Here is a 19,746-nt window from a genome sequence, read left to right as displayed (position 1 = left end):
CGTGAAACGCAGCAGCGCCGATGATAGTGTGGGGTTTCCCCATGTGAAAGTAGGTCACGGCCAGGCTTCTTATTTAGAACCCAGCTTCTTTGCTGGGTTTTTTTTTGCCTGCGATTTAGGGCTGATGAGTGTATGATCTATTTGACCATCATGACATGGCCATCCTTCCTGTTGATTTTGCTATGACTATCTAGTGTGGTAACGGTGCGGCACTTGTACCATGTTAGATCGCTTGCAAAGAGAAATAGCTTACAGCTTTCCCTTTACCCCTTAGTCACTACTAGTGGGCTCTGATGAGGCGATCATCAAGAACTTGGTAAACACATCCTCATATATCTGTCTAATGGTTCGCTTGGATCTATTGAATCGGCTTGGTATTGGACTGTTCTACATACGCTATGTCTTAAGGCGTAAGAAAGGCCCTTACTCAAAAGGTACTGTACTTCAGCTGAACTCTGTTAGCGTTAAGCGCTATTTTTCAAACAACAATTTTAGCTTGTCTTCCTTTCATCTTTATTCATTTTCACCGCTTGTGAAGCGAGGTTAACACCTAAAACCATATCAACCCAGTAGACTCCTTCTTTCGCTCCCTATTCGCCGTTTAGAGTTGAAAATGACTGACTCTCTCTTTGAGCTGCTCGGCTAAGCTACTTAGTTGTCGGCTAGCACTCATTGTTTCTGTTGCGCCTTGAATGATAGTCCTTGAGATATCTTTGATATTACTAAGGTTCTTATCGACTTCCTGCGCAACGGCCGCCTGTTCTTGAGCGGCACTTGCAATGAGCAATGTTCGTTGGCTAATGTCTTCTATTTGCGTGGCAATGATGTCAATACTATGGCGTGTATCCATGGCATTTGTTTCCATTTGCTGCGCTTGTTGCTGGCTATCCTGCATTAATTCGACAGATTCTTTGGACTCATTTTGTACCGTCTGAATGGTTACTTCAATTTCGCTGGTTGAACTTTGAGTGCGCTGGGCTAGTGTTCTGACTTCGTCAGCGACTACTGCAAAACCTCTACCATGTTCACCTGCTCGAGCCGCTTCAATAGCGGCATTCAGAGCCAATAAATTAGTTTGGTCGGCGATAGAGCGAATGACATCCAATACATTGGTAATCTCACTCACTCTTTGACTGAGCGATTTAGACTGATCGTTGGCTCTTGTAATCATCTCACCAACACTGTGGGTTCTTTCGGCAGTTAAATGGACTTGTTTGAGACTTTCAGCGACAGATTGATTAGCTAAGCCTGTGGCATCGGAGGCCGAATTGACATTTTGAGCAACATCTTCAATCGCAACAGTTAATTCTGTAACGGCTGTTGCTGCAGATTGTAATTCACTATCTTGTTGCTGCATATCGCGATTATTCTGCTCAGCTTGTTGATTTAATTGAGTAGATGCACTGGATAACGATGAGGATACCCCAGATATCTGACTGATTGTTTCACGCAGTTGCTGCTGCATACTTTGCATGGCCCTCATGACTTGGGCTGGCTCATCTTTACCGTTTATTTCTATTAGCTGTGTTAGATTGCCTTTGGCAATCATTTGGACGCATTGGATAGCTTTTGCTAGTGGATTGACAATACTATGAGTGAATACAATTCCGATCAGCAACATCAATACAAAGCTTGCAATAATGCAAGCAATGATAGCCATTAATGAGAATTCATATCGTTTGTCGCCCACCGTTGACGCATTAGCCGCGCCTTTGTCATTAAATTGGATCAAATTTTTCAGACTGGTATTAACTTGTTCTGCTTCATCCTCCATGGTTTTTAAATACTCAAGTGCTTGTTTATTTTCATTTTTTTCCGATAAAGCGATTAATTCCGTTTGCATTTTTAGATAATGAGATTTTTTGGCTTGATAGCTAGAGAACAAACTTTTTTCTTCATCTGAGTTGGGGTTGATTAATTTTTTATAGTTATTTTCATTTTGCGTAATTTGTTCAGCAACTTTTTGAATAGACGTACTAATTTTTTGCATGCCTTCTGGCGTTGTCTCTAAAACATGCTGATAATCAAGTGTTTGTATTTCTTTAAAAAGATATAACAGATTATCATTATAACGAATACTAGGTAGCCAATTCCCAACAATTTCGGTTGATGCCTCATTGATTCGATGCATCTGTTGGATAGAAAATCCACCCACAATTGTCAAAATGACTGCAATGAGTCCAAAACTGATTATGGCTCGATATGCAATTCTTATATTGTTGAATTTCATATTAACATTCCCTATTTGTAACCAACTAATCGGCTAGAAAGCGATGACACTGCTGTTATTTTTACAAGTATTGTCGGTTTTTTTTAAATTGCCATTATTCTTCTGAGATTAACGACTGTAGGGCCTTGAGTTGATTGATTTTCTGTTATTTGTGTCAAAAAAAATTAGGGTTTCCTCAGTGTTAAAATAATAATTAGTTATTATTTTTTCACTGGTGACTTAGCGTATCGATCATAAAAAGTTATAGAGTAAGTAATAGGAAAGTGACCGGAAAATTTGTCAAACAGGGAGGGAAAGGCAAAACTAAGTTTAGGGGTGAAGATATACAGCGTGTGTGGTTACATCTCTGGTACAACTTAAGGGTTGCGCCAGAGTCGCTTATGTAGGACAGCGCCAAGATTGTTAATCGCGCTTCAGTTCTATTGTCAGCTAATTGCGTCGATGCTGTCGATGTTTGGCCCATTTTTGATTGAGAATCAAGGCGGCAATAATGAGTATAGCCCCCACTGATAGTCGGAATAGATCAGCATTATGGTTCCAGATCATGACATTGACAATGATCCCAGTTGGAATAAGCAAGTTATTGGTGACTGCGAGCGCGCCAACATTGACCTGCGTCGCGCCTTTGTTCCAAGCAAAATAGCCCCATCCTGAGGCAACGATTCCTAAATAGATTAAGATCCCCCATTGCAAGGTTGTTTGCGGAAGTTTGTTGGCGTCCCCCCATAACAAATATTCGATGCTTGAGACAATCAATGCGCCGATAAAAAACCAGCTAAAAACGCTTTTCTGTTCTAAAGCCTGAGTTTGTTTGGCTAGCAAGCGTTTATAGGCCACTTGTCCCGCGGCGAAGCAAAGATTAGCCCCCTGTACCATGACTAGTCCTCTCAAAAATCCCTCATTGACACTATGATAGCGAATAGCAATTGCCCCGATGGTTGCTAGCAGTGCTGAAAAAAAGAAGTGGCGATGAAGTTTCCGGTCGAGCAGATCATTAAATAGGGTGACATATATAGGCGTCATCACGGTAAATAACAGTACTTCGGGGACGGTTAAAAATAGAAATGATTGGTAATAGAAGCTATACATCACACCGAGCTGAATGGCCCCTATCGCCATCAACTTTGCGGCCACTGTGAGCGATATCTGCTTGGGTTTGATGAAGGGTAAAAATACCATCGTTGCGAGTGCAATGCGTATCCATACCGAAAACCAAGGGTCAACATGGCCTGATAAATACACCCCGATCAAGCTAAAAGAAAATGCCCAAATAACAGTTACCAGTAACAAGAGCAGCATGTTAGTAAAGTCCGTTAAAGTTGTTTTGCAATGGCGTCGAAGTCTAAAGCAGATGAGGTGAAAGACCAATAGTCATATTTTAATACTGGACGATTCTGGGATCATCTGAAAAAATAGCAACAGTTAACAATAGCCTCTCTGTAGTCTTTAAATGTAGCGGCTTATGCACGGCGGTATTACGTTACATTCGCAGTCAGCGCCTTGATTTTTCAAAGAGCGCGGATACGAAGACTCCTATCGTAACAACATGTTGCCGTGAATGGGATAAACCCGCCCTGCGCTATTATTTAAAACCGATACGTTTAAACGAGTCGGTTTTAAACAGCCATGGAGCATTGTTGATCACTCTATCGCGACAGACCATCACTGTAGTCTAACGTTCAAATAGATATTGAATCTCTCTTAAAAGCAAAGAATCAACAGCAGCTACATCGTTAGAGTCAATACCCATCACACTCTGTAGCCTTTACGATGTGATCGCGTATCAGCTAAACTGGGTCAATAAAACGAATGATGATTCAAGATCGTCTGTAATTTGTCGTTAACAAAGCAGACTTTGAATAAAAAAGATGACGTAGCCAACGTCTTATTAAACCAGTATTTGCCATAGTTGATAAACTTTGTTGTAGTAGTACATTGAGTTAGAAGGATGTTTCCTAGTAGCGCTTATGATCAAATCAGATGTTTTTATTCTTGTGGACGATCAACGCCATATTGGATTGATCCCCTCGCAGCTTGAGTCGCCGATATCAGTTGAAGCGGTGGGTGCTGCATTGGCACTGTCTGACTATTCCCATTGCTTGATCAATAGAAAAGCTTTAGAGAATTTAGTCGAGTATGTGAACCGTGGGTGTCAAGATGACTCGAGCAATGTGCCATTCGTGATTGGTGAGCGGATTGACGCATCACTTGATCTGAAAATTGCTGATGATGGCATGCTGGTGAAAGCTATCATTGTGACTGCTCAAGGAGGACATCATATTACTCTGCCTGCATTGATCGATAAACTTCATGAAGATCATGTCAGCTTTGGTTTACAAACCCAAGGGACGTTACAATTTTTAAAAGATTCATCAGCGAGCGACCCCGGCGTTAGGATGGAAGCGGTGATTGCTTTGGGGCGTGCCGCTGAACATGGTAAAAATGCTCAGTTTAAACGCCTTGTGCAAACCCCTAAAGAGCGATTACTGCGACCTCAACCCATGGATCATGGCCGAGTTGATATGCGTAATTTGGGACAAATGTGTTCGGTAAAAGTAGGCGATATATTAATGCGTAAATTGCCCTGTACCGAGGGCAAGGATGGCAAAAATATTTACGGGGAAGTTTTGCCATCACGTTCAGGAGAAGATGCACAGTTAGTCGTCGGTGAAGGGGCATGCATATCCGCAGATGATCCCAATCTATTAGTCGCACAAAGGGTTGGTTTACCGATGGAGATAGAACGCGGCATGCGGGTTGATGAGTTATTAGCCATGAAAGAGGTGAATGTCGCGACTGGGCATGTGGTGTTTGCCGGTTCAATTATCATCAACGGTGATGTGCGTGAAGATATGAAAGTCATCGCCCGTGGGGATATTCATGTATTGGGCTATGTTGATTCAGCCTACCTAGAAGCTGGGGGTGATATCTTAGTGGAAAAAGGGATTATTGGTCACCGTCGCCCAGATGGACAACTCTCTTGTGAATTAAAAGCGATAGGAAGTATTCGAGCGCGCAATGCACAATATAGCCACCTGAGCGCCGAAAAAGATATTTTGATCACTCGTGAACTGAACCACTGTTTAGTCAAGAGCTTGCAACGGGTCATCGTTGGTGATGAGAATAATTACCGAGGCTTAATGGTCGGTGGTGAGATCTATGCGGGTAATGGTGTTGAAACCGTGGTTGCAGGGAGTGAAGCTGGGCCGAATACCTATGTGGTTCTTGAAGGCCTTTATGAAGCTCTCTACGATAACAAACACATCTTAACCCAGCATTACGAGCAGTTACATCGGCAGCTTGATGAGCTGATGAATGCACAGCTTGCGAGTGCAAAAATTGCCGATCCGGCGAAACGTGTGGAGATGCAATCAAAAATTACGGCGACGATTAACCATCATCATGAATCATTGGTGCAAGTTGAAGAAGAGTTAACAGCAAATCAGCAAGCGCTTGATCTTTGCTTATCAAATAGTCAACTCAAGGTGAAAAAAAAGATGTTTGGCAATATTCATTTTAAACTGGCCGGTCAAGAGATCGTGAGTGATCGTGAGTATGGTCCCACTCAAACGCTCTATCAAAATAGCGAGTTGAAATTCACGCCGCTTTAAGCCACTTCATAGAAATCGGCTGATTGAGCTAGCTCTTCATTAATCACATCTTTGACACTTTGAGTACAGCGACCACATTGTGTTGCGACCGGTAATTTTTGACGAACTTCAGCCAATGTCATATTCCCGTCTCGAACAGCTTGACGAATTTGGCTGTCGGTAATGCCTTGGCACAAACAAATAAACATACTGATAACCCTCGCTAACATTAATCCTTAAATTTTAATAAAAATAATTCTCATTAGCAATACTGATGAGAAATTATTCACCATTTATTGATTTGGGGTAAATTCGTCTTTGGCGCATGCTTGCGCTTAAGTTTGTAACTATTATTATAGTTGCGTAATACATATATTATTCTCAGGGCGGGGTGTAATTCCCCACCGGCGGTGATGTACATTGATGTAATAAGCCCGCGAGCGCTTCACATTTCTTGTGAAGGTCAGCAGATTTGGTGAAACTCCAAAGCCGACGGTGATAGTCCGGATGAAAGAGAAGTCGATTTGCGCTAACTGTGCTGGGCCATTTTGCGCCTGTGTTGTAGCCGCTTTCTTACTCTCCCTGATTCTACAACCTATTGATGCTGTCATAGAAACCCCGAGCACGCGTATCACTCCTGTCGAGGTTCTATCACTTCAGCACGATTTATAAGGAATAAGCATGAATCAGAATTTGTTAACTGTGTTTGGTACATCCATGGAGCGCGTTGCTACTGCTTTAGCCGCGCTGCGCGATGGACTGGGAGTCTTAGTCGTTGACGATGAAAATCGAGAAAATGAAGGTGATCTGATCTACAGTGCGGAGCACCTGACTCCTGCACAAATGGGGCTGATGATCCGCGAAAGTAGTGGCATTGTCTGTTTGTGTATGCCGCAAGAGCGGCTTAATGAACTGGAGTTGCCACCGATGGTGGTTCATAACACCAATCACAATCAAACCGCATTTACCATTACTATTGAAGCGCGCGAGGGGGTAAGTACGGGCGTGTCGGCAGCCGATCGGGTCACCACAATTAAAACGGCGATCGCTGATCATTGTCAGCCTGATGACTTAGTGCGCCCCGGCCATGTGTTTCCTCTTAGCGCCAAAAGCGGCGGGGTCTTAGAGCGGCGTGGACATACAGAGGGAACCGTCGATTTAATGCGCTTGGCTGGGCTTAAACCTTATGGTGTCTTAGCTGAAATTACCAATCCTGATGGCACCATGGCCCGCCTAGCAGAGATTGTCACCTTTGCCAAAAAGCATCAAATGCCAGTACTCAGTATTGATGATATTGCCCTTTATCGTCAGCAATTGGCCCAAGAACGTTAAAATAACATAATTATGTTTGGTAAAGCTTGCGCCATTAAGATAAACGTGGTTAATTGAAATAGCGTTTATTTTTTGAGAGTAGAGGAATGATAATGCATTTGAATCATGCTACTGCCGCGTTAAGCTTTGCTGAAAGTGGTTATATTGACCGTTATCTGAAAGCTCGTGAACAATTTTTCAAAAGCGCCTGCCAATTTGTTGTGAAAGAGCGCGAATCTGAACAAGATCTGTCGCGCAGCGCGTTATCACACGCGTATCAACAAGGATGGATTTCAATCACAGAATTTCAGCGATGGAACAGTCAGTTGGCTGATTCAGGATGTTAATGAGCGTTTGACGCTGAACTTTGAGACCCGCCTGTTGCGGTAAGGTAAAATAACGGACAGGTCGTTTAAAAGCCGATAATTTCGGTTGTAAAAAAACCTCTAATTGGGTGAGGCCTATGGTTGTGTTGCTTTGAATAAATGCGACAGGGCGCATTCCATATTCTGCATCTGGCTGAGCGATGACAATCGCGGCTGTCACTTCAGGATGGTTGAGTAATGCCATTTCAATTTCTTCTGGGTGAATATTTTCTCCGCCACAGATGAAACGATGGTCACGGCGACCTAAAACAACCAATTGTTCACCTTGCCATTGCCCGCAGTCACCACTGTGAAACCAACCGTCTGAATCAAGTAGCGACTGGATACGACCCGCATTAAAATAGCCTGGCGATAAGGTTTCGCCACGCAACAATATTTCCCCATCTTGCAAACGTAACTGCCGATAGGCTAATAATTGCCCAGCTCCTCGTCCTTCACCGACTCGCCGAGTACTCACTTGCGAACTCATCTCTGAGCTACCATAGCTCATATAGGCAATAAAACCGCGTTGATCACACCGTTTTAGTTGTTGTTCATTACAAGGCCCACCCCCGACTAGAATATGGCGTAGCCGCAGATGGCGATGGCTAAATTCTCGCGTGTTAAGTAGCCGATACAATTGAGTCGGAACCAATGACAGATGGCTGATGGGGTATTGGGTTAAGTCATTCGCCAATATGGGTGAGCTGATAGCGATACTGGCACCAGCCAGCAGCGCTCGCCAGATGAGCGCCTGACCACCGACATGAAAAAGTGGCAGTGAGGCCAACCAGCAATCGGCGGGGGTGATCGGGATCAGCTGATTACTCCCCAGTGCACTAAAATAGAGATTCTGCCATGAATGGATCACCGCTTTCGGTTGACCACTGCTGCCTGAAGTGAGAACCAAATCCACCCAGCGCGCTAATGGTAAACTAGAGGGAATCGAGGGTTGATTAGTGGCTGATTCCCAATTGATATCGATAGCTGTTACATGCGGTATTTGCGTGGGCGAAATGATGGCATCGAGCGCGAGTGTTTTGAGCGCACTTTGATATTGCTCTGCGCGTAGATGTGGGCTGATGGCGCAATAGACCCACCCGCCGTGTAGACATGCTAGCTGTAATAAGATGCCGTGTAGTGGTGTGGTTGAAACCCAGCCAATACGGCTGCCTTGGGGGAGAGAATGTTGCTCAAGTTGATTGATTAAACTAGACACGCGATTGGCGACGTCTTGATAACTTAACACCTGTGTCGGCAAAAAAATAAACGGTGCATTAGGCCTTTGTTGCAACTGAGTTAATAGCGGTGAGGGTGTCGATGACATGGTAGCGTGACTTGTGATAACTCCAAGATAACGTCAGTATCTATGATTTGATTGAAACGGTCTTGACGATAGATCAAACTTGTTCAAAATTCAGTAACGGATTGTCTGGCCAATAACTTTGGTGGATTAATCGTTGCTGCAGCGATCCTGAAAAATAACTTAGCGTGTCAAGGCCTGGTGCCGTGTCATGGTATGTTGTGGCAAGTTCACGCAGATGGGCTAAGCCCAAGGGACTCTCAAAGCTCGAGCTGATACTCACCGTTAAACCAAGTCGCTGGGCTAACTGGCAATAGTGTTCCGTGTTATGACCTAGCAGCATCGGTTTGATGACTAGTGCACTGATGTGGCGTAGATCGCAGTGCGTTACGGGCTCCCGTTGTAGTGATTCATCCAACGCGATAGGGCAGCGGTTTTGCTGCGCGATGTATACGCAATCAGCTAACGTTTGGCAGGGCTGCTCAATATACTCAATGGCATCCATCGGCAGCTGCGCGATAAATGTGCGTGCCTGTCGGCGTGTCCATCCGCCATTTGCATCTAGGCGTAGCCGAAGGGTTGGATAGTGCGCGTGGATCGTTTTAATTAGCGCCAGTTCGTCAGATGTTGCGCCTCGGGCCACTTTCAGTTTGGCGCGGGTGAGGGGCTGAGGCCAAAGGCGAAGATGGGACAATATCGTCTCTTCACTGCCTTGTAGCAGTGGGTAAGGCGCAGATAGCGGCGCAATAGCCTGCGGATAGGTGCGATTGGCGCAGAGGGCTCCCCACGCTAATGCGGCGGGCGGCGCGACACGTTGTTGATTAAGATGCGACAGTAATGCGCGCCAGCAATCCCGCAGGCTTTCTTGGCTAAATTTCGGCAGTGGTGCCACTTCGCCCCAGCATTGCTTACCAAAGGGAGTTTGCAGTGCTAAATACAGGCCTCGGCGGTGAGTCAACTGTGTTGCCCATGGGCAGTGCCAGCGCTGTTGATAGAGCCAAACTTGCAACTGCCAAGGACGACAATGGTGCATGACTGGAGCCGGTTATGGGTTGCGGGTGAAGCGGTTAAAATCAGGGGTGCGATGCTCGTTAAACGCGTTTCGTCCCTCTTGCCCTTCTTCGGTCATATAGAATAACATCGTGGCATTACCCGCAAGCTCTTGAAGGCCGGCTTGCCCATCACAATCGGCATTTAGAGCTGCTTTTAAGCAGCGTAGCGCCATCGGGCTATTGGCGAGCATTTCACGACACCACTTGACAGTTTCTTGTTCAAGGTTTGCCAGTGGGACCACTGTATTGACCAGCCCCATATCGAGCGCTTCTTTGGCATCGTACATTCGGCATAAGAACCAAATCTCACGGGCTTTTTTCTGACCCACTAAACGGGCCATGTAACTGGCACCCCAACCGCCATCAAACGAGCCAACGCGTGGGCCAGTCTGGCCAAATTTGGCATTATCGGCGGCAATCGTCAGATCGCAGAGCATATGTAAGACATGCCCCCCCCCTACGGCATAGCCCGCGACCATTGCGACGACTGGCTTAGGGCAAGTGCGGATATCGCGCTGCAGATCCAGTACATTTAGGTGATGAACACCGCTATCATCTTGATAGCCACTGTCGCCTCGTATTTTCTGATCGCCCCCACTACAAAATGCCAAATCACCCTCCCCGGTAAAAATAATGGTACCAATGTTTGAATCATAGCGGGCATCGGCTAGCGCGCGGATCATCTCTTGTACGGTCAAGGGGCGAAAGGCATTACGTACGTGAGGTCGATTAATGGTAATTTTGGCTATTCCACAAGCTGATTTATGGTAGCGAATATCGTGATAACCATCACTGACATCTTGCCATTGAACGGGGGCATTTAAATTACTGGCGGTAGGCATCATCAAAACCTCTTGGTTAACTCACAAAGCAAGCGAGTTGCTAGCCTGACAGCTCTTAGCCAAGATGTAATTGATATCTATCAAATAAAACGAGTAAGCAAAGGCAACCGTGGGATATTTGGCTAGTAAGCTTCCCACGGTGGCATGGTTAATTAAAGTGAAAACTCACCGAGAAATTGGCGAATCGTTAAAATATATGCATCCGTCGCCCCAACGTGAACGTTGTGCCCCGAGTCGGCTATTCGGTAACGACGCCCTCGTTGTAACTGGTTAAGTAGCTGCTCGGCAATGGTGGCAAATTTGATATCCTCATTGCCAACAATTAAAGCGATGGGGAGATCTAATTGAGCTAGCTTGGCGCTTAATTGGGGCTGGTTACCAAGGCTGGTGGCTTCAAGCATCAATGCCAGCGGTGCTGGGTCATATTGGCGTTTAATCTCGATTTGATGTTGGCGTTCAAGCTCGCTTAAATTGCTAAATAGAGGTTGTTGGTACCAATTATTTAACATCTGTTCAAAGGAAGTTTGCTTTAATTGCTCGGCCCAAGTGCGGTCGTGCCTGAGCCGGGCGCTACGCTGCGCGTCATCATCAAGGCCAGGATGCGCCGACTCAAGAACCAGCGCTTGGAGCCCTTTGGGTTTTAAACTGGCATGGTAAGCCGCTAAGCGACCCCCCAAGCTGTAGCCGATCAGGCTATATTCGCGCAGCCCTAAATGTTTCAGTGAATTTTCTAATAATCGGTGAAATTGGCGAAATCCATGCCGCATGTCAGGCTTGATCGCTTGACTCATACCGTGTCCGGGAAGATCGACACAGACACAGTAATAAGAATCGCTTAGCGCCGAGGTGATATATCCCCAATCGTTACCGCTACCCATAAAACCATGTAAAAAGACCAGTGCTGGATTGCTCTTAGAGCCTTTAACGCTAAAGTGAAGAGAGTGCACGCACCTGTTCTCCTAATTGGCGGATAGCGCGACTAGCGGCTGTCGGCTTGCTGGTAAGCTCCAATAGCTGCGCTCCGCCTTGTTGTAATGCTCGTTGATAAGCAATGATCAGTGATTTGTCGTCAGTTACCTGTTGGTAATTGATGGCAAACTGCGCCGCCACTGCCGCAAAATTCATCCCATGAGGGAGTTGGTAATATGTTTGCGCCAAATCGCCGTGTCGAGGAATGGGCAATAACTCAAAGATACTGCCTCCGTCATTATTAATCACGACAATTATCAATGTTGTGCTGAGTTGCCGAGTCAATGCGAGGGAGTTGAGATCATGTAACAGCGAGGTATCGCCCAAAATCAGGGTTGTGACGGGCTGATTGAGAGCAATCCCGCAAGCAGTTGCCAGCAAACCATCAATACCAGAGCAGCCGCGATTGGCAAAACAATTGACCGAAGCAGGTAGCGTTTGGCCGACCATCTGCATGTGGCGAATCGCCAAACTGTTGCCGAGCATTAACGCGCTTTTTTCGGGAATTTGTGACGCAAGGCTTGCAACCATGCTGAGCTCATCATTCCCTTTGGGTGCGAGTAAGCGTTGTTGTGCGCGCAGCCAACGCTTGGCATCATCTCGCCGATAAGTGGGGGCTGGATGGTTCTCAAGCCATGAAAAAATATCACATGGATAATGCTGGCTGAGCTGATAATACGGGTCAAACCGAGTCGTGCCTGGTGCAATTAACCAATGTTCCGCAGGTTGTGTATCTAGCCACTGTTGCAGCGTTTTACTGACCAAGCGTCCTGAGAATTGTAAAATATAATCAAATGATAGTGTCGCTAATTCATCGCGCTGAAGCAGACTATCTGCGGTGGTGATGACCTCTGCTAGGCCAAAGGCTTGCGATTGAATATCGGCAAAAATGGGCCAACCGGTTGATTTAGCCCAGTCCACAATTGCTTGCATCTGCACTTTGGTGAGTGCGCCAAGCACAATGAGCACCGCGTGTGTTGGTGCCGGTGGCCAATAGGGCGAGGGGGAACAGTATTGAGTCACAGGATGAATGCGGCAAAGCGGCGTTACAGCGCCTAGCCAGCTGGCAAGCGGGGCCAAATAGTCGCTAAAATCGATGGGTTCACCGCTGGGGTAAAATGGTTCGCGATAAGGACAATTGATAAATACTGGGCCGGGTGCTGATTGCGCGCTGGCGATGAGATCATCGAGTTTTCCCAATAAAGCTCTTGGCGGGAAGTGGCTGTCAGGGGCCGGTAAGTCAAGCTCCGCGACCGGGAAATTTGCAAATATTCGTGGCTGCTGGATGGCTTGATTAGCCCCGCAGTTCACTAACTCTAATGGGCGATCGGCACAGGCTAGTACCAGCGGCTGTGCTGTTTGCGCCGCTTCCACTACCGCAGGATAGAGATTTGCCAGTGCACTGCCTGAAGTACAGATCACTAGGACTGGTCGTTGGCTCGCTTTGGTAAGCCCAAGGGCGAGAAAGCCCAAGCCGCGCTCATCAAAATGGGTATGACATTGCAGCTTTGGGTGGGCAGCAGCGGCCATTGTTAACGGTGCACTGCGTGAGCCCGGCGCAATACATGCGTCACTGATGCCTAAACGCGTACATTCTTCAATCAGCAATTGGGCCCAGAGCAAATTTAAATTGTCGCAATTAGTGGTGATCATCGAGCAATCCTTGAATCGTGGCTATTTTTTGATTGAGTTCTTGCCATTCACTTTCAGCGTTTGAGCCCTGGACAATGCCTGCTCCAGCAAACAGTGTGAGTTGTTGGTGGTGCTGATAGGCGCTGCGAATGGCTACGCTCATTTCACTTTGCTCTGCACTTAGATACCCCACGGCGCCAGCGTACCAGCCGCGCTCAAATGACTCGTTACAGCCAATATAACGCTGCGCGGACGCTATTGGAAACCCCGCTACGGCAGGCGTTGGGTGCAGTGCTTGCAACAGTGTTTTGTCGTTTGTTTCTGGGTGCAGTATGGCTTGAATCGGCTGACAAAGATGCTGGACATGGCGTTGTTTGAGCACACGCGTTGGGGCAATGTGTATTGATTCACAAAGCGGCGCTAAAGCAGCGTGGATGGCATCGACAACCAACTGGTTTTCATGGATATTTTTGCGATCAAGTTGAAGTTCATCTGCTAGTTGTTGGTTGGTGATCGGGTCATCACTGGCAGCGCAGCTTCCCGCTAAGGCTTCACTTTCAAGCGATTGACCGCAGCGAAGATATAATCGCTCAGGGGGGACGCCAAAAAAACTATTGTTCGCTTCACTGCTAATAAAAAATGCAAAGTTATCAGGTTGTTGCTGCTGCCAGATATCAAACAGCGCGAGGGCTGAAAAGGCCGTCGTACTTTGGTAACAGCTTTGCCGTGCAAAGACGACTTTGGGTAGATCACCCAATACGCTAGGATGCGTGCACTGGGCGATAAGCGCGTGCCAGCGCTCTAGGGTGGGATGGTATTGTGCGAGCGTAAATTCACACGCTTGCCAGCGCAGCGGTGGTGGTGTCGAGAAGACCTGTGCCAGTAGTTGGCGGCGCTCATCAGCGCTTAGCTGTTGCCAATTATTTAGATACAACCAATACTCATTGCCTGTGGATCGCAGTTCAATCTCAGGCAACACAAATTGACACGGTGCAAATCCCGGCCACTGTTCGCGGCTGCTATCAAAGGCGATTCCACCATAAAAACGGGCGGCTGGATAGCGCTGCTCTAGCACAACCAGATCATCCAGATCGGTCAACTCGGCCATTTTCCCTAAATAGCAGACCTGCTGCGCGTTTCGATCACGCCAATACCCCTTGTAGGGATTGGGCTGGGCAGCTAACCAAGCAAGTTCTGAGTCGACTTGAACACGTATTTTCAGTGGCCTCCATGTTGTGACTGATGTGTCGCAAAGATCGTGGATAGCTTGCTCAAGTTGTTTTGGATCAATCACCCACATATACAAGATCACCTATGATAGTAATGACGCCTTAGTCATCTCTTTTTCGGCAAAGCTTAACAGATGGATCTCGCAAGCCTTTGACATAAGACAAAAGATGTATGGCTAGGAATTGCTGCCCTGCGAATTCATTCGCTAGAGTGCATTAAATGAGTGTTATTGATATGCTCAGACGATCGTCACATTGCGCGGGGCGCGAGGGGTTTGGCGCTTTGGCTATGCGCTGATAAGTCTCATTCTCGGTAGGTACATTTGTTTTAACCGTCAACAACAAAGGTGATTTACAATGGTTCTTTCAGCTTGGATTGAAGCGATACGGCTGCGCACATTACCACTGGCAACCGCCTCCATATTACTCGGCAGTGCACTGGCCGCTTATTATCATGGCTTTAAAACATCCGTTTTTATTTTTTCCATGACCACCGCATTGTTATTACAGATCCTCTCCAATTTGGCCAATGACTATGGCGATGCGATGCACGGCACCGATAATGACAGCCGCGTCGGACCTGCTCGTGCCATTCAATCGGGCGTCATCAGTGCCGCGGCTATGAAACGGGCTGTCTTTATCTGCGCAGGACTCGCGATTCTCTCCGGATTGGCACTTTTGACGGTTGGATTAGCGAATAACTGGCGTGCATGGGTCTGTTTTATTGCGTTGGGTATTGCTGCGGTGATTGCCGCGATCACCTACACCATGGGCAAAATGCCGTATGGGTATCGCGGTTTTGGTGATATCAGTGTGTTTTTATTCTTTGGCTTGCTTGGCGTAGCGGGCAGTTATTATCTACACACCGGTGGATTAGAACGCTCCGTATGGTTGCCAGCAATTGCGAGTGGGTTACTTTCAGCCGCGGTGCTTAACATTAATAATATTCGCGATCTTGAGCCTGATAAAGCAGCGGGTAAACATACCCTTGCAGTGCGTTTAGGCGCTCATTTGGCTCGCGTTTATCATCAAGTATTAGTGCTTGGTGCACTAGTTGCTTTTGTCTTGTTTGTGCGAGAAGTACACAGCTATGCTGGCTATCTGGTGTTATTAGCGGCTATTCCACTGGTTAAATCAGCATGGACGGTTTATCACAGCCGAGATCCTCAAATTCTCGATGGGCTGCTTAAACAAACCGCTAAACTCTCTTTATTCGCCAATGTGAGTTTATCAGTCGGTTTGTTAATCAGTATGTATCCGGCATTTAGATAACACCTTTAACGCTCTGTCAAAATTTCGATGAACTTGCGCAAGTGATCATCGTACTTGAACGAGTTATCTATGTATTCGCTTGAATTTTGGCCAAAAATTTTAAATGACCTTGATAATCAATTCGTTCTAGAACGATGTATTGGCTGATGATCTAATGAGTTTGAGCGGTACGTTTACTCTAGGAACCTTGAGCGTGCGTTGGCCTGATTATTCTTGAATCGAGTCAACGCGATGGCGGTGAAAAAGAAATCAACTTGCCTTTTCATATTAAGTTTTTATACTGATCGAATACTTGTCGGAGTGCCGAAAGGCTGAGACCTGACTACAAAAAGTGTCACCGCTTATTGTGGTTGAGATCCGTATCACCTGATCAGGATAATGCCTGCGAAGGGAACAAGTGAGATAGATAAGCGTGAAACCACCATTTTGTGAGTGGTGGCTGCGTGTATCCCTCCCTCCTGTTGATACTCCCGATAAGCCTCTTTTGATTGATAACAATGATGAGGCCATATCATGACCAACCGCCAACAACGTATTGCTGCTGAGCAATTTATTGCGAATCTGCAAGGGCAACCGTTTCCCAATTCTGAGAAAATTTATATACAAGGCTCGCGCCCAGATATGCGGGTGGGAATGCGTAAAATTAACTTATCATCGACCCAACTTGGTGATGCTAAATCGCCTCGCTGGCAAGCCAATGAACCGATTTATGTTTATGATACATCGGGAATTTATTCTGATGCACTCGCCGATATTGATGTTCACCAAGGCTTGCCTAAACTGCGAGAGCACTGGATTGATGCGCGTGGCGATAGTCATGTGCTCTCTGATCGAAGCTCTGCATTTGCTCAGCAGCGCTTAGCTAACCAAGGTTTTGATCATTTGCGTTTTCAGGCTCTGCCAACACCCAAACGAGCCAAGCCAAACCAAATTGTGACTCAATTGCATTATGCGCGAGCGGGTATTATCACCCCCGAGATGGAATATATCGCCATTCGTGAAAATTGCGCACGCGATGAAATCTGTGACGAAATACTAAAAGCGCAACATGTTGGTGAATCATTTGGCGCGTCGATCCCTTCACATATCACTCCTGAATTTGTTCGCGACGAAGTGGCGCGAGGGCGAGCGATTATTCCGGCTAACATCAACCACCCTGAGACTGAGCCGATGATTATCGGACGCAATTTTTTGGTCAAGGTCAATGCCAATATCGGTAACTCGGCTGTTTCCTCATCGATTGAAGAAGAGGTGGAAAAACTACTCTGGGCGACGCGCTGGGGTGCTGATACGGTGATGGATCTTTCCACTGGGCGGCATATTCATGAAACCCGTGAGTGGATTATCCGCAACTCGGCAGTGCCCATTGGCACGGTACCGATTTATCAGGCGCTGGAGAAAGTTAATGGCGCTGCTGAAAAGCTTAACTGGGAAATTTTTCGCGATACTTTGATCGAACAAGCCGAGCAAGGCGTTGATTACTTTACCATTCACGCCGGACTGCGTTTAGTCCACGTGCCCATGACCGCAACGAGAGTGACTGGGATTGTCTCGCGCGGTGGCTCGATTATGGCCAAATGGTGTTTGGCCCATCATCAAGAAAGTTTCCTCTATGATCACTTTTCTGATATTTGCCAAATTTGTCAGCAGTATGATGTTAGCTTAAGTTTGGGTGACGGGCTGCGGCCAGGTTCAGTCGCCGATGCTAATGATGCGGCACAATTTGCTGAGCTTGAAACATTGGGGGAGTTAGCGAAAGTTGCATGGCAGCACGATGTGCAAGTGATTATCGAAGGGCCTGGACATATTCCGATGCAGCTGATTAAAGAGAATATGGACAAACAGCTTGAGCTTTGTGATGAAGCGCCATTTTATACATTAGGCCCGCTGGTCACTGATATTTCCCCTGGTTATGATCACTTTTCATCAGGCATTGGTGCCGCGATGATCGGCTGGTTTGGCTGCGCAATGCTCTGCTATGTCACCCCCAAAGAACATTTGGGACTGCCTGATAAAGCGGATGTCAAACAGGGACTAATTACCTATAAAATTGCAGCGCATGCTGCTGATTTAGCCAAGGGCCATCCAGGTGCACAGATCCGCGATAATGCTATGAGCCTTGCACGCTTTGAATTTCGTTGGGAGGATCAGTTTAATTTGGCACTCGATCCGGATACTGCGCGCGCTTATCACGATGCAACCTTGCCACAACAATCGGCGAAGGTGGCCCATTTTTGTTCGATGTGTGGACCCAAGTTCTGCTCGATGAAGATCTCCCAAGAGGTGCGTGATTATGCTAAATCACAGGCGCTAAATGCCACTCTATTAGATGATCCATTAGCGGATCTCAAGTCCCAAGGGATGGCGCAAATGGCCGAGCAATTTAACCAACGTGGTGCTCAGATTTATCAGCCAGTGGGTGAGGAAGAGAGTGATGCTTAATACCCAACCATTGATGTGGGTGATTGCCGGACAAGATAGCAGTGGTGGGGCAGGGATCGTCGCCGATCTTCTCACTGCCCATGACTTGCACGTGACCGCCGCGGTGGTTGTGACGGCACTGACAGCACAAAACAGCCAAGAGATCCGTGCCATTGAACCGTGCTCGGCTGATTTTTTAATCACTCAACTTGAAACGATTAGTGAGCCCGCTCCCGCGGCGATCAAAATCGGCATGCTGGCGAATGCGGAACAGGTGTATCGCTTGGCTGAATTTTTGCGTGACTTGCGCATCAAGCACCCCGCTATTCAGATCGTTTGCGATCCGGTTTTGGGTGCGAGCAGTGGCTATCAATTGGGCGATGTGAGCGTCAAAGATGCGCTACCCAAATTATTTGAGGTCGTCGATTTAATCACGCCCAATGCGCAGGAATTGGCCCAATTAAGTGGGTTGAAGCTTGATAGCCCCGCGCAGATTGTTGCGGCTTGCCGTCTGCTTTACCAGCGCTATGGGGTGAAGGTACTGGCCAAAGGCGGACATTGTGAGTTTGAAAAACAGCGCTGTATTGATCTACTTGCTAGTGACACATCGCAGCTGTTGTTATCATCACCACGAATCGCAACGCCGCATAGTCATGGCACTGGGTGTACGTTATCCAGTGCGATTGCCGCTCAATTAGCCCATGGTGAGCCGCTTGATGATGCGATTGTGCTTGCCAAAGCTTACGTCTCGCAAGGGCTGCGCTGCGCACGCACGCTAGGCCAGTTGCCAGGGGCGGTCGCCCATGAGGGATGGCCACAGCAGCTCAGCGATTTTCCGACGATTGAATCATCGCTTAGTTCGTTAGGGCAAGCGTTTGCATTGCGTGAACCCTGGCCGAGTACGCCATTGCACGCCTTTCCTCGTTTACAAGGCCCACTGGGCGTGTATCCGGTGGTGGATAACGCTGCGTGGGTGACGCGCTTACTTGCCGCTGGCGTACGTACCATTCAACTGCGGATCAAAGACTCGAGTGATCCCAACCTCGCGCAACAAGTAGCGCAATGTGTGGCAGCGGCGCGCCAAGTGGATGCCCAGCTGTTTATTAATGATTATTGGCAGTTAGCGATTGAGTTTGGCGCTTATGGCGTGCATCTCGGTCAAGATGATTTAGCCGATGTTGATCTTGGCGCGATTGCCAAAGCGGGACTGCGCCTTGGTATCAGTACCCATGGCTATAAAGAATTACTGCGCGCAGTGCAGTTGACTCCCAGCTATATTGCCTTGGGCCATGTATTTGCGACGACCACCAAGCAGATGCCCTCAGCACCACAAGGGTTAGAACGACTGCAGCGCTACGTCAAATTGGTGAGTCATTACCCAACTGTGGCGATTGGGGGGATTGATCTAAGCAATGCCAAAGCGGTTCTTCGCACCGGCGTCCAAAGTCTTGCGGTGGTGCGCGCTATTACACAAAGCGACTCCCCTGAGCAGGCTAGCCGCACCCTAGAGATGTTAATTAGAGAGTGATC

15 protein-coding genes and 2 riboswitches are annotated in these 19,746 nt (G+C 47.2%); of the genes, 6 read left to right on the top strand and 9 right to left on the bottom strand.

The features are described from left to right. Positions 1 to 601 precede the first annotated feature (601 nt). Positions 602 to 2,230, bottom strand: coding sequence for a methyl-accepting chemotaxis protein (locus ABUE30_RS14730; protein ID WP_408624589.1), 1,629 nt, complete (start codon positions 2,228 to 2,230; stop codon positions 602 to 604). 429 nt (positions 2,231 to 2,659) lie between these two features. Further along, positions 2,660 to 3,529, bottom strand: coding sequence for a DMT family transporter (locus ABUE30_RS14725; protein WP_408624588.1), 870 nt, complete (start codon positions 3,527 to 3,529; stop codon positions 2,660 to 2,662). Positions 3,530 to 4,197: 668 nt separating this feature from the next. On the opposite strand from ABUE30_RS14725, the gene ABUE30_RS14720 reads away from it, so the two are divergent. Further along, positions 4,198 to 5,841 (top strand): DUF342 domain-containing protein, encoded by a 1,644-nt coding sequence (locus ABUE30_RS14720; protein ID WP_408624587.1) that lies wholly within the window; start codon positions 4,198 to 4,200, stop codon positions 5,839 to 5,841. On the opposite strand, the gene ABUE30_RS14715 is transcribed toward ABUE30_RS14720, so the two are convergent. After that, a complete protein-coding gene (locus ABUE30_RS14715) occupies positions 5,838 to 6,029 on the bottom strand; it encodes a bacterioferritin-associated ferredoxin (RefSeq protein WP_408624586.1) in 192 nt (63 codons plus the stop codon). The genes ABUE30_RS14720 and ABUE30_RS14715 overlap by 4 nt on opposite strands. A gap of 164 nt (positions 6,030 to 6,193) precedes the next feature. Continuing rightward, positions 6,194 to 6,343: riboswitch (FMN riboswitch) on the top strand. Between the two features lie 158 nt (positions 6,344 to 6,501). On the opposite strand from ABUE30_RS14715, the gene ribB reads away from it, so the two are divergent. Continuing rightward, positions 6,502 to 7,152 carry a 3,4-dihydroxy-2-butanone-4-phosphate synthase gene (ribB, locus tag ABUE30_RS14710; RefSeq protein ID WP_408624585.1) on the top strand — a complete coding sequence of 217 codons (651 nt, stop codon included), beginning with the start codon at positions 6,502 to 6,504 and terminating at the stop codon, positions 7,150 to 7,152. A 92-nt stretch (positions 7,153 to 7,244) separates the two neighbouring features. After that, positions 7,245 to 7,478 (top strand): hypothetical protein, encoded by a 234-nt coding sequence (locus ABUE30_RS14705; RefSeq protein WP_408624584.1) that lies wholly within the window; start codon positions 7,245 to 7,247, stop codon positions 7,476 to 7,478. Here ABUE30_RS14705 and menE read toward each other — a convergent pair. The 6 genes from menE to ABUE30_RS14675 form a co-directional block, all read right to left on the bottom strand. Further along, a complete protein-coding gene (gene menE, locus ABUE30_RS14700) occupies positions 7,429 to 8,823 on the bottom strand; it encodes an o-succinylbenzoate--CoA ligase (RefSeq protein ID WP_408624583.1) in 1,395 nt (464 codons plus the stop codon). The genes ABUE30_RS14705 and menE overlap by 50 nt on opposite strands. 73 nt (positions 8,824 to 8,896) lie before the next feature. Then, positions 8,897 to 9,832: an o-succinylbenzoate synthase gene (gene menC, locus ABUE30_RS14695; RefSeq protein ID WP_408624582.1), complete on the bottom strand. Its 936-nt coding sequence runs from the start codon at positions 9,830 to 9,832 to the stop codon at positions 8,897 to 8,899. A 12-nt stretch (positions 9,833 to 9,844) separates the two neighbouring features. After that, positions 9,845 to 10,696, bottom strand: coding sequence for a 1,4-dihydroxy-2-naphthoyl-CoA synthase (menB, locus tag ABUE30_RS14690; RefSeq protein WP_408624581.1), 852 nt, complete (start codon positions 10,694 to 10,696; stop codon positions 9,845 to 9,847). Positions 10,697 to 10,845: 149 nt separating this feature from the next. Next, a complete protein-coding gene (gene menH / locus ABUE30_RS14685) occupies positions 10,846 to 11,640 on the bottom strand; it encodes a 2-succinyl-6-hydroxy-2,4-cyclohexadiene-1-carboxylate synthase (RefSeq protein ID WP_408624580.1) in 795 nt (264 codons plus the stop codon). Next, positions 11,621 to 13,315 (bottom strand): 2-succinyl-5-enolpyruvyl-6-hydroxy-3-cyclohexene-1-carboxylic-acid synthase, encoded by a 1,695-nt coding sequence (menD, locus tag ABUE30_RS14680; RefSeq protein WP_408624579.1) that lies wholly within the window; start codon positions 13,313 to 13,315, stop codon positions 11,621 to 11,623. Before menD ends, menH begins: the two co-directional genes overlap by 20 nt. Beyond that, positions 13,302 to 14,594: an isochorismate synthase gene (locus tag ABUE30_RS14675; RefSeq protein ID WP_408624578.1), complete on the bottom strand. Its 1,293-nt coding sequence runs from the start codon at positions 14,592 to 14,594 to the stop codon at positions 13,302 to 13,304. Before ABUE30_RS14675 ends, menD begins: the two co-directional genes overlap by 14 nt. A gap of 286 nt (positions 14,595 to 14,880) precedes the next feature. Here ABUE30_RS14675 and ABUE30_RS14670 point away from each other — a divergent pair, with 286 nt between their 5' ends. The 3 genes from ABUE30_RS14670 (at position 14,881) to thiE (ending at position 19,744) form a co-directional block, all read left to right on the top strand. Then, positions 14,881 to 15,795, top strand: coding sequence for a 1,4-dihydroxy-2-naphthoate polyprenyltransferase (locus tag ABUE30_RS14670; protein WP_408624577.1), 915 nt, complete (start codon positions 14,881 to 14,883; stop codon positions 15,793 to 15,795). A gap of 286 nt (positions 15,796 to 16,081) precedes the next feature. After that, positions 16,082 to 16,205, top strand: a riboswitch (TPP riboswitch). Between the two features lie 103 nt (positions 16,206 to 16,308). Beyond that, positions 16,309 to 18,237: a phosphomethylpyrimidine synthase ThiC gene (gene thiC, locus ABUE30_RS14665; RefSeq protein WP_408624575.1), complete on the top strand. Its 1,929-nt coding sequence runs from the start codon at positions 16,309 to 16,311 to the stop codon at positions 18,235 to 18,237. Beyond that, positions 18,230 to 19,744 (top strand): thiamine phosphate synthase, encoded by a 1,515-nt coding sequence (gene thiE, locus ABUE30_RS14660; RefSeq protein WP_408624574.1) that lies wholly within the window; start codon positions 18,230 to 18,232, stop codon positions 19,742 to 19,744. The genes thiC and thiE overlap by 8 nt, the downstream gene beginning before the upstream one ends. Positions 19,745 to 19,746: the final 2 nt, after the last annotated feature.

It is taken from the genome of Celerinatantimonas yamalensis (genome assembly GCF_046054155.1).
Lineage (GTDB): Bacteria > Pseudomonadota > Gammaproteobacteria > Enterobacterales > Celerinatantimonadaceae > Celerinatantimonas > Celerinatantimonas yamalensis.
Note: the sequence above shows the minus strand (reverse complement) of the source record. Positions and strands in the feature narration are given on the sequence as shown.

Bases quoted from the DNA above. Each gene is read 5' to 3' on its own strand.
- ABUE30_RS14730 (WP_408624589.1), bottom strand. From the start codon at position 2,230: ATGAAATTCAACAATATAAGAATTGCATATCGAGCCATAATCAGTTTT.
- ABUE30_RS14725 (WP_408624588.1), bottom strand. From the start codon at position 3,529: ATGCTGCTCTTGTTACTGGTAACTGTTATTTGGGCATTTTCTTTTAGC.
- ABUE30_RS14720 (WP_408624587.1), top strand. From the start codon at position 4,198: ATGATCAAATCAGATGTTTTTATTCTTGTGGACGATCAACGCCATATT.
- ABUE30_RS14715 (WP_408624586.1), bottom strand. From the start codon at position 6,029: ATGTTTATTTGTTTGTGCCAAGGCATTACCGACAGCCAAATTCGTCAA.
- ribB (WP_408624585.1), top strand. From the start codon at position 6,502: ATGAATCAGAATTTGTTAACTGTGTTTGGTACATCCATGGAGCGCGTT.
- ABUE30_RS14705 (WP_408624584.1), top strand. From the start codon at position 7,245: ATGCATTTGAATCATGCTACTGCCGCGTTAAGCTTTGCTGAAAGTGGT.
- menE (WP_408624583.1), bottom strand. From the start codon at position 8,823: ATGTCATCGACACCCTCACCGCTATTAACTCAGTTGCAACAAAGGCCT.
- menC (WP_408624582.1), bottom strand. From the start codon at position 9,832: ATGCACCATTGTCGTCCTTGGCAGTTGCAAGTTTGGCTCTATCAACAG.
- menB (WP_408624581.1), bottom strand. From the start codon at position 10,696: ATGATGCCTACCGCCAGTAATTTAAATGCCCCCGTTCAATGGCAAGAT.
- menD (WP_408624579.1), bottom strand. From the start codon at position 13,315: ATGATCACCACTAATTGCGACAATTTAAATTTGCTCTGGGCCCAATTG.
- ABUE30_RS14675 (WP_408624578.1), bottom strand. From the start codon at position 14,594: ATGTGGGTGATTGATCCAAAACAACTTGAGCAAGCTATCCACGATCTT.
- ABUE30_RS14670 (WP_408624577.1), top strand. From the start codon at position 14,881: ATGGTTCTTTCAGCTTGGATTGAAGCGATACGGCTGCGCACATTACCA.
- thiC (WP_408624575.1), top strand. From the start codon at position 16,309: ATGACCAACCGCCAACAACGTATTGCTGCTGAGCAATTTATTGCGAAT.
- thiE (WP_408624574.1), top strand. From the start codon at position 18,230: ATGCTTAATACCCAACCATTGATGTGGGTGATTGCCGGACAAGATAGC.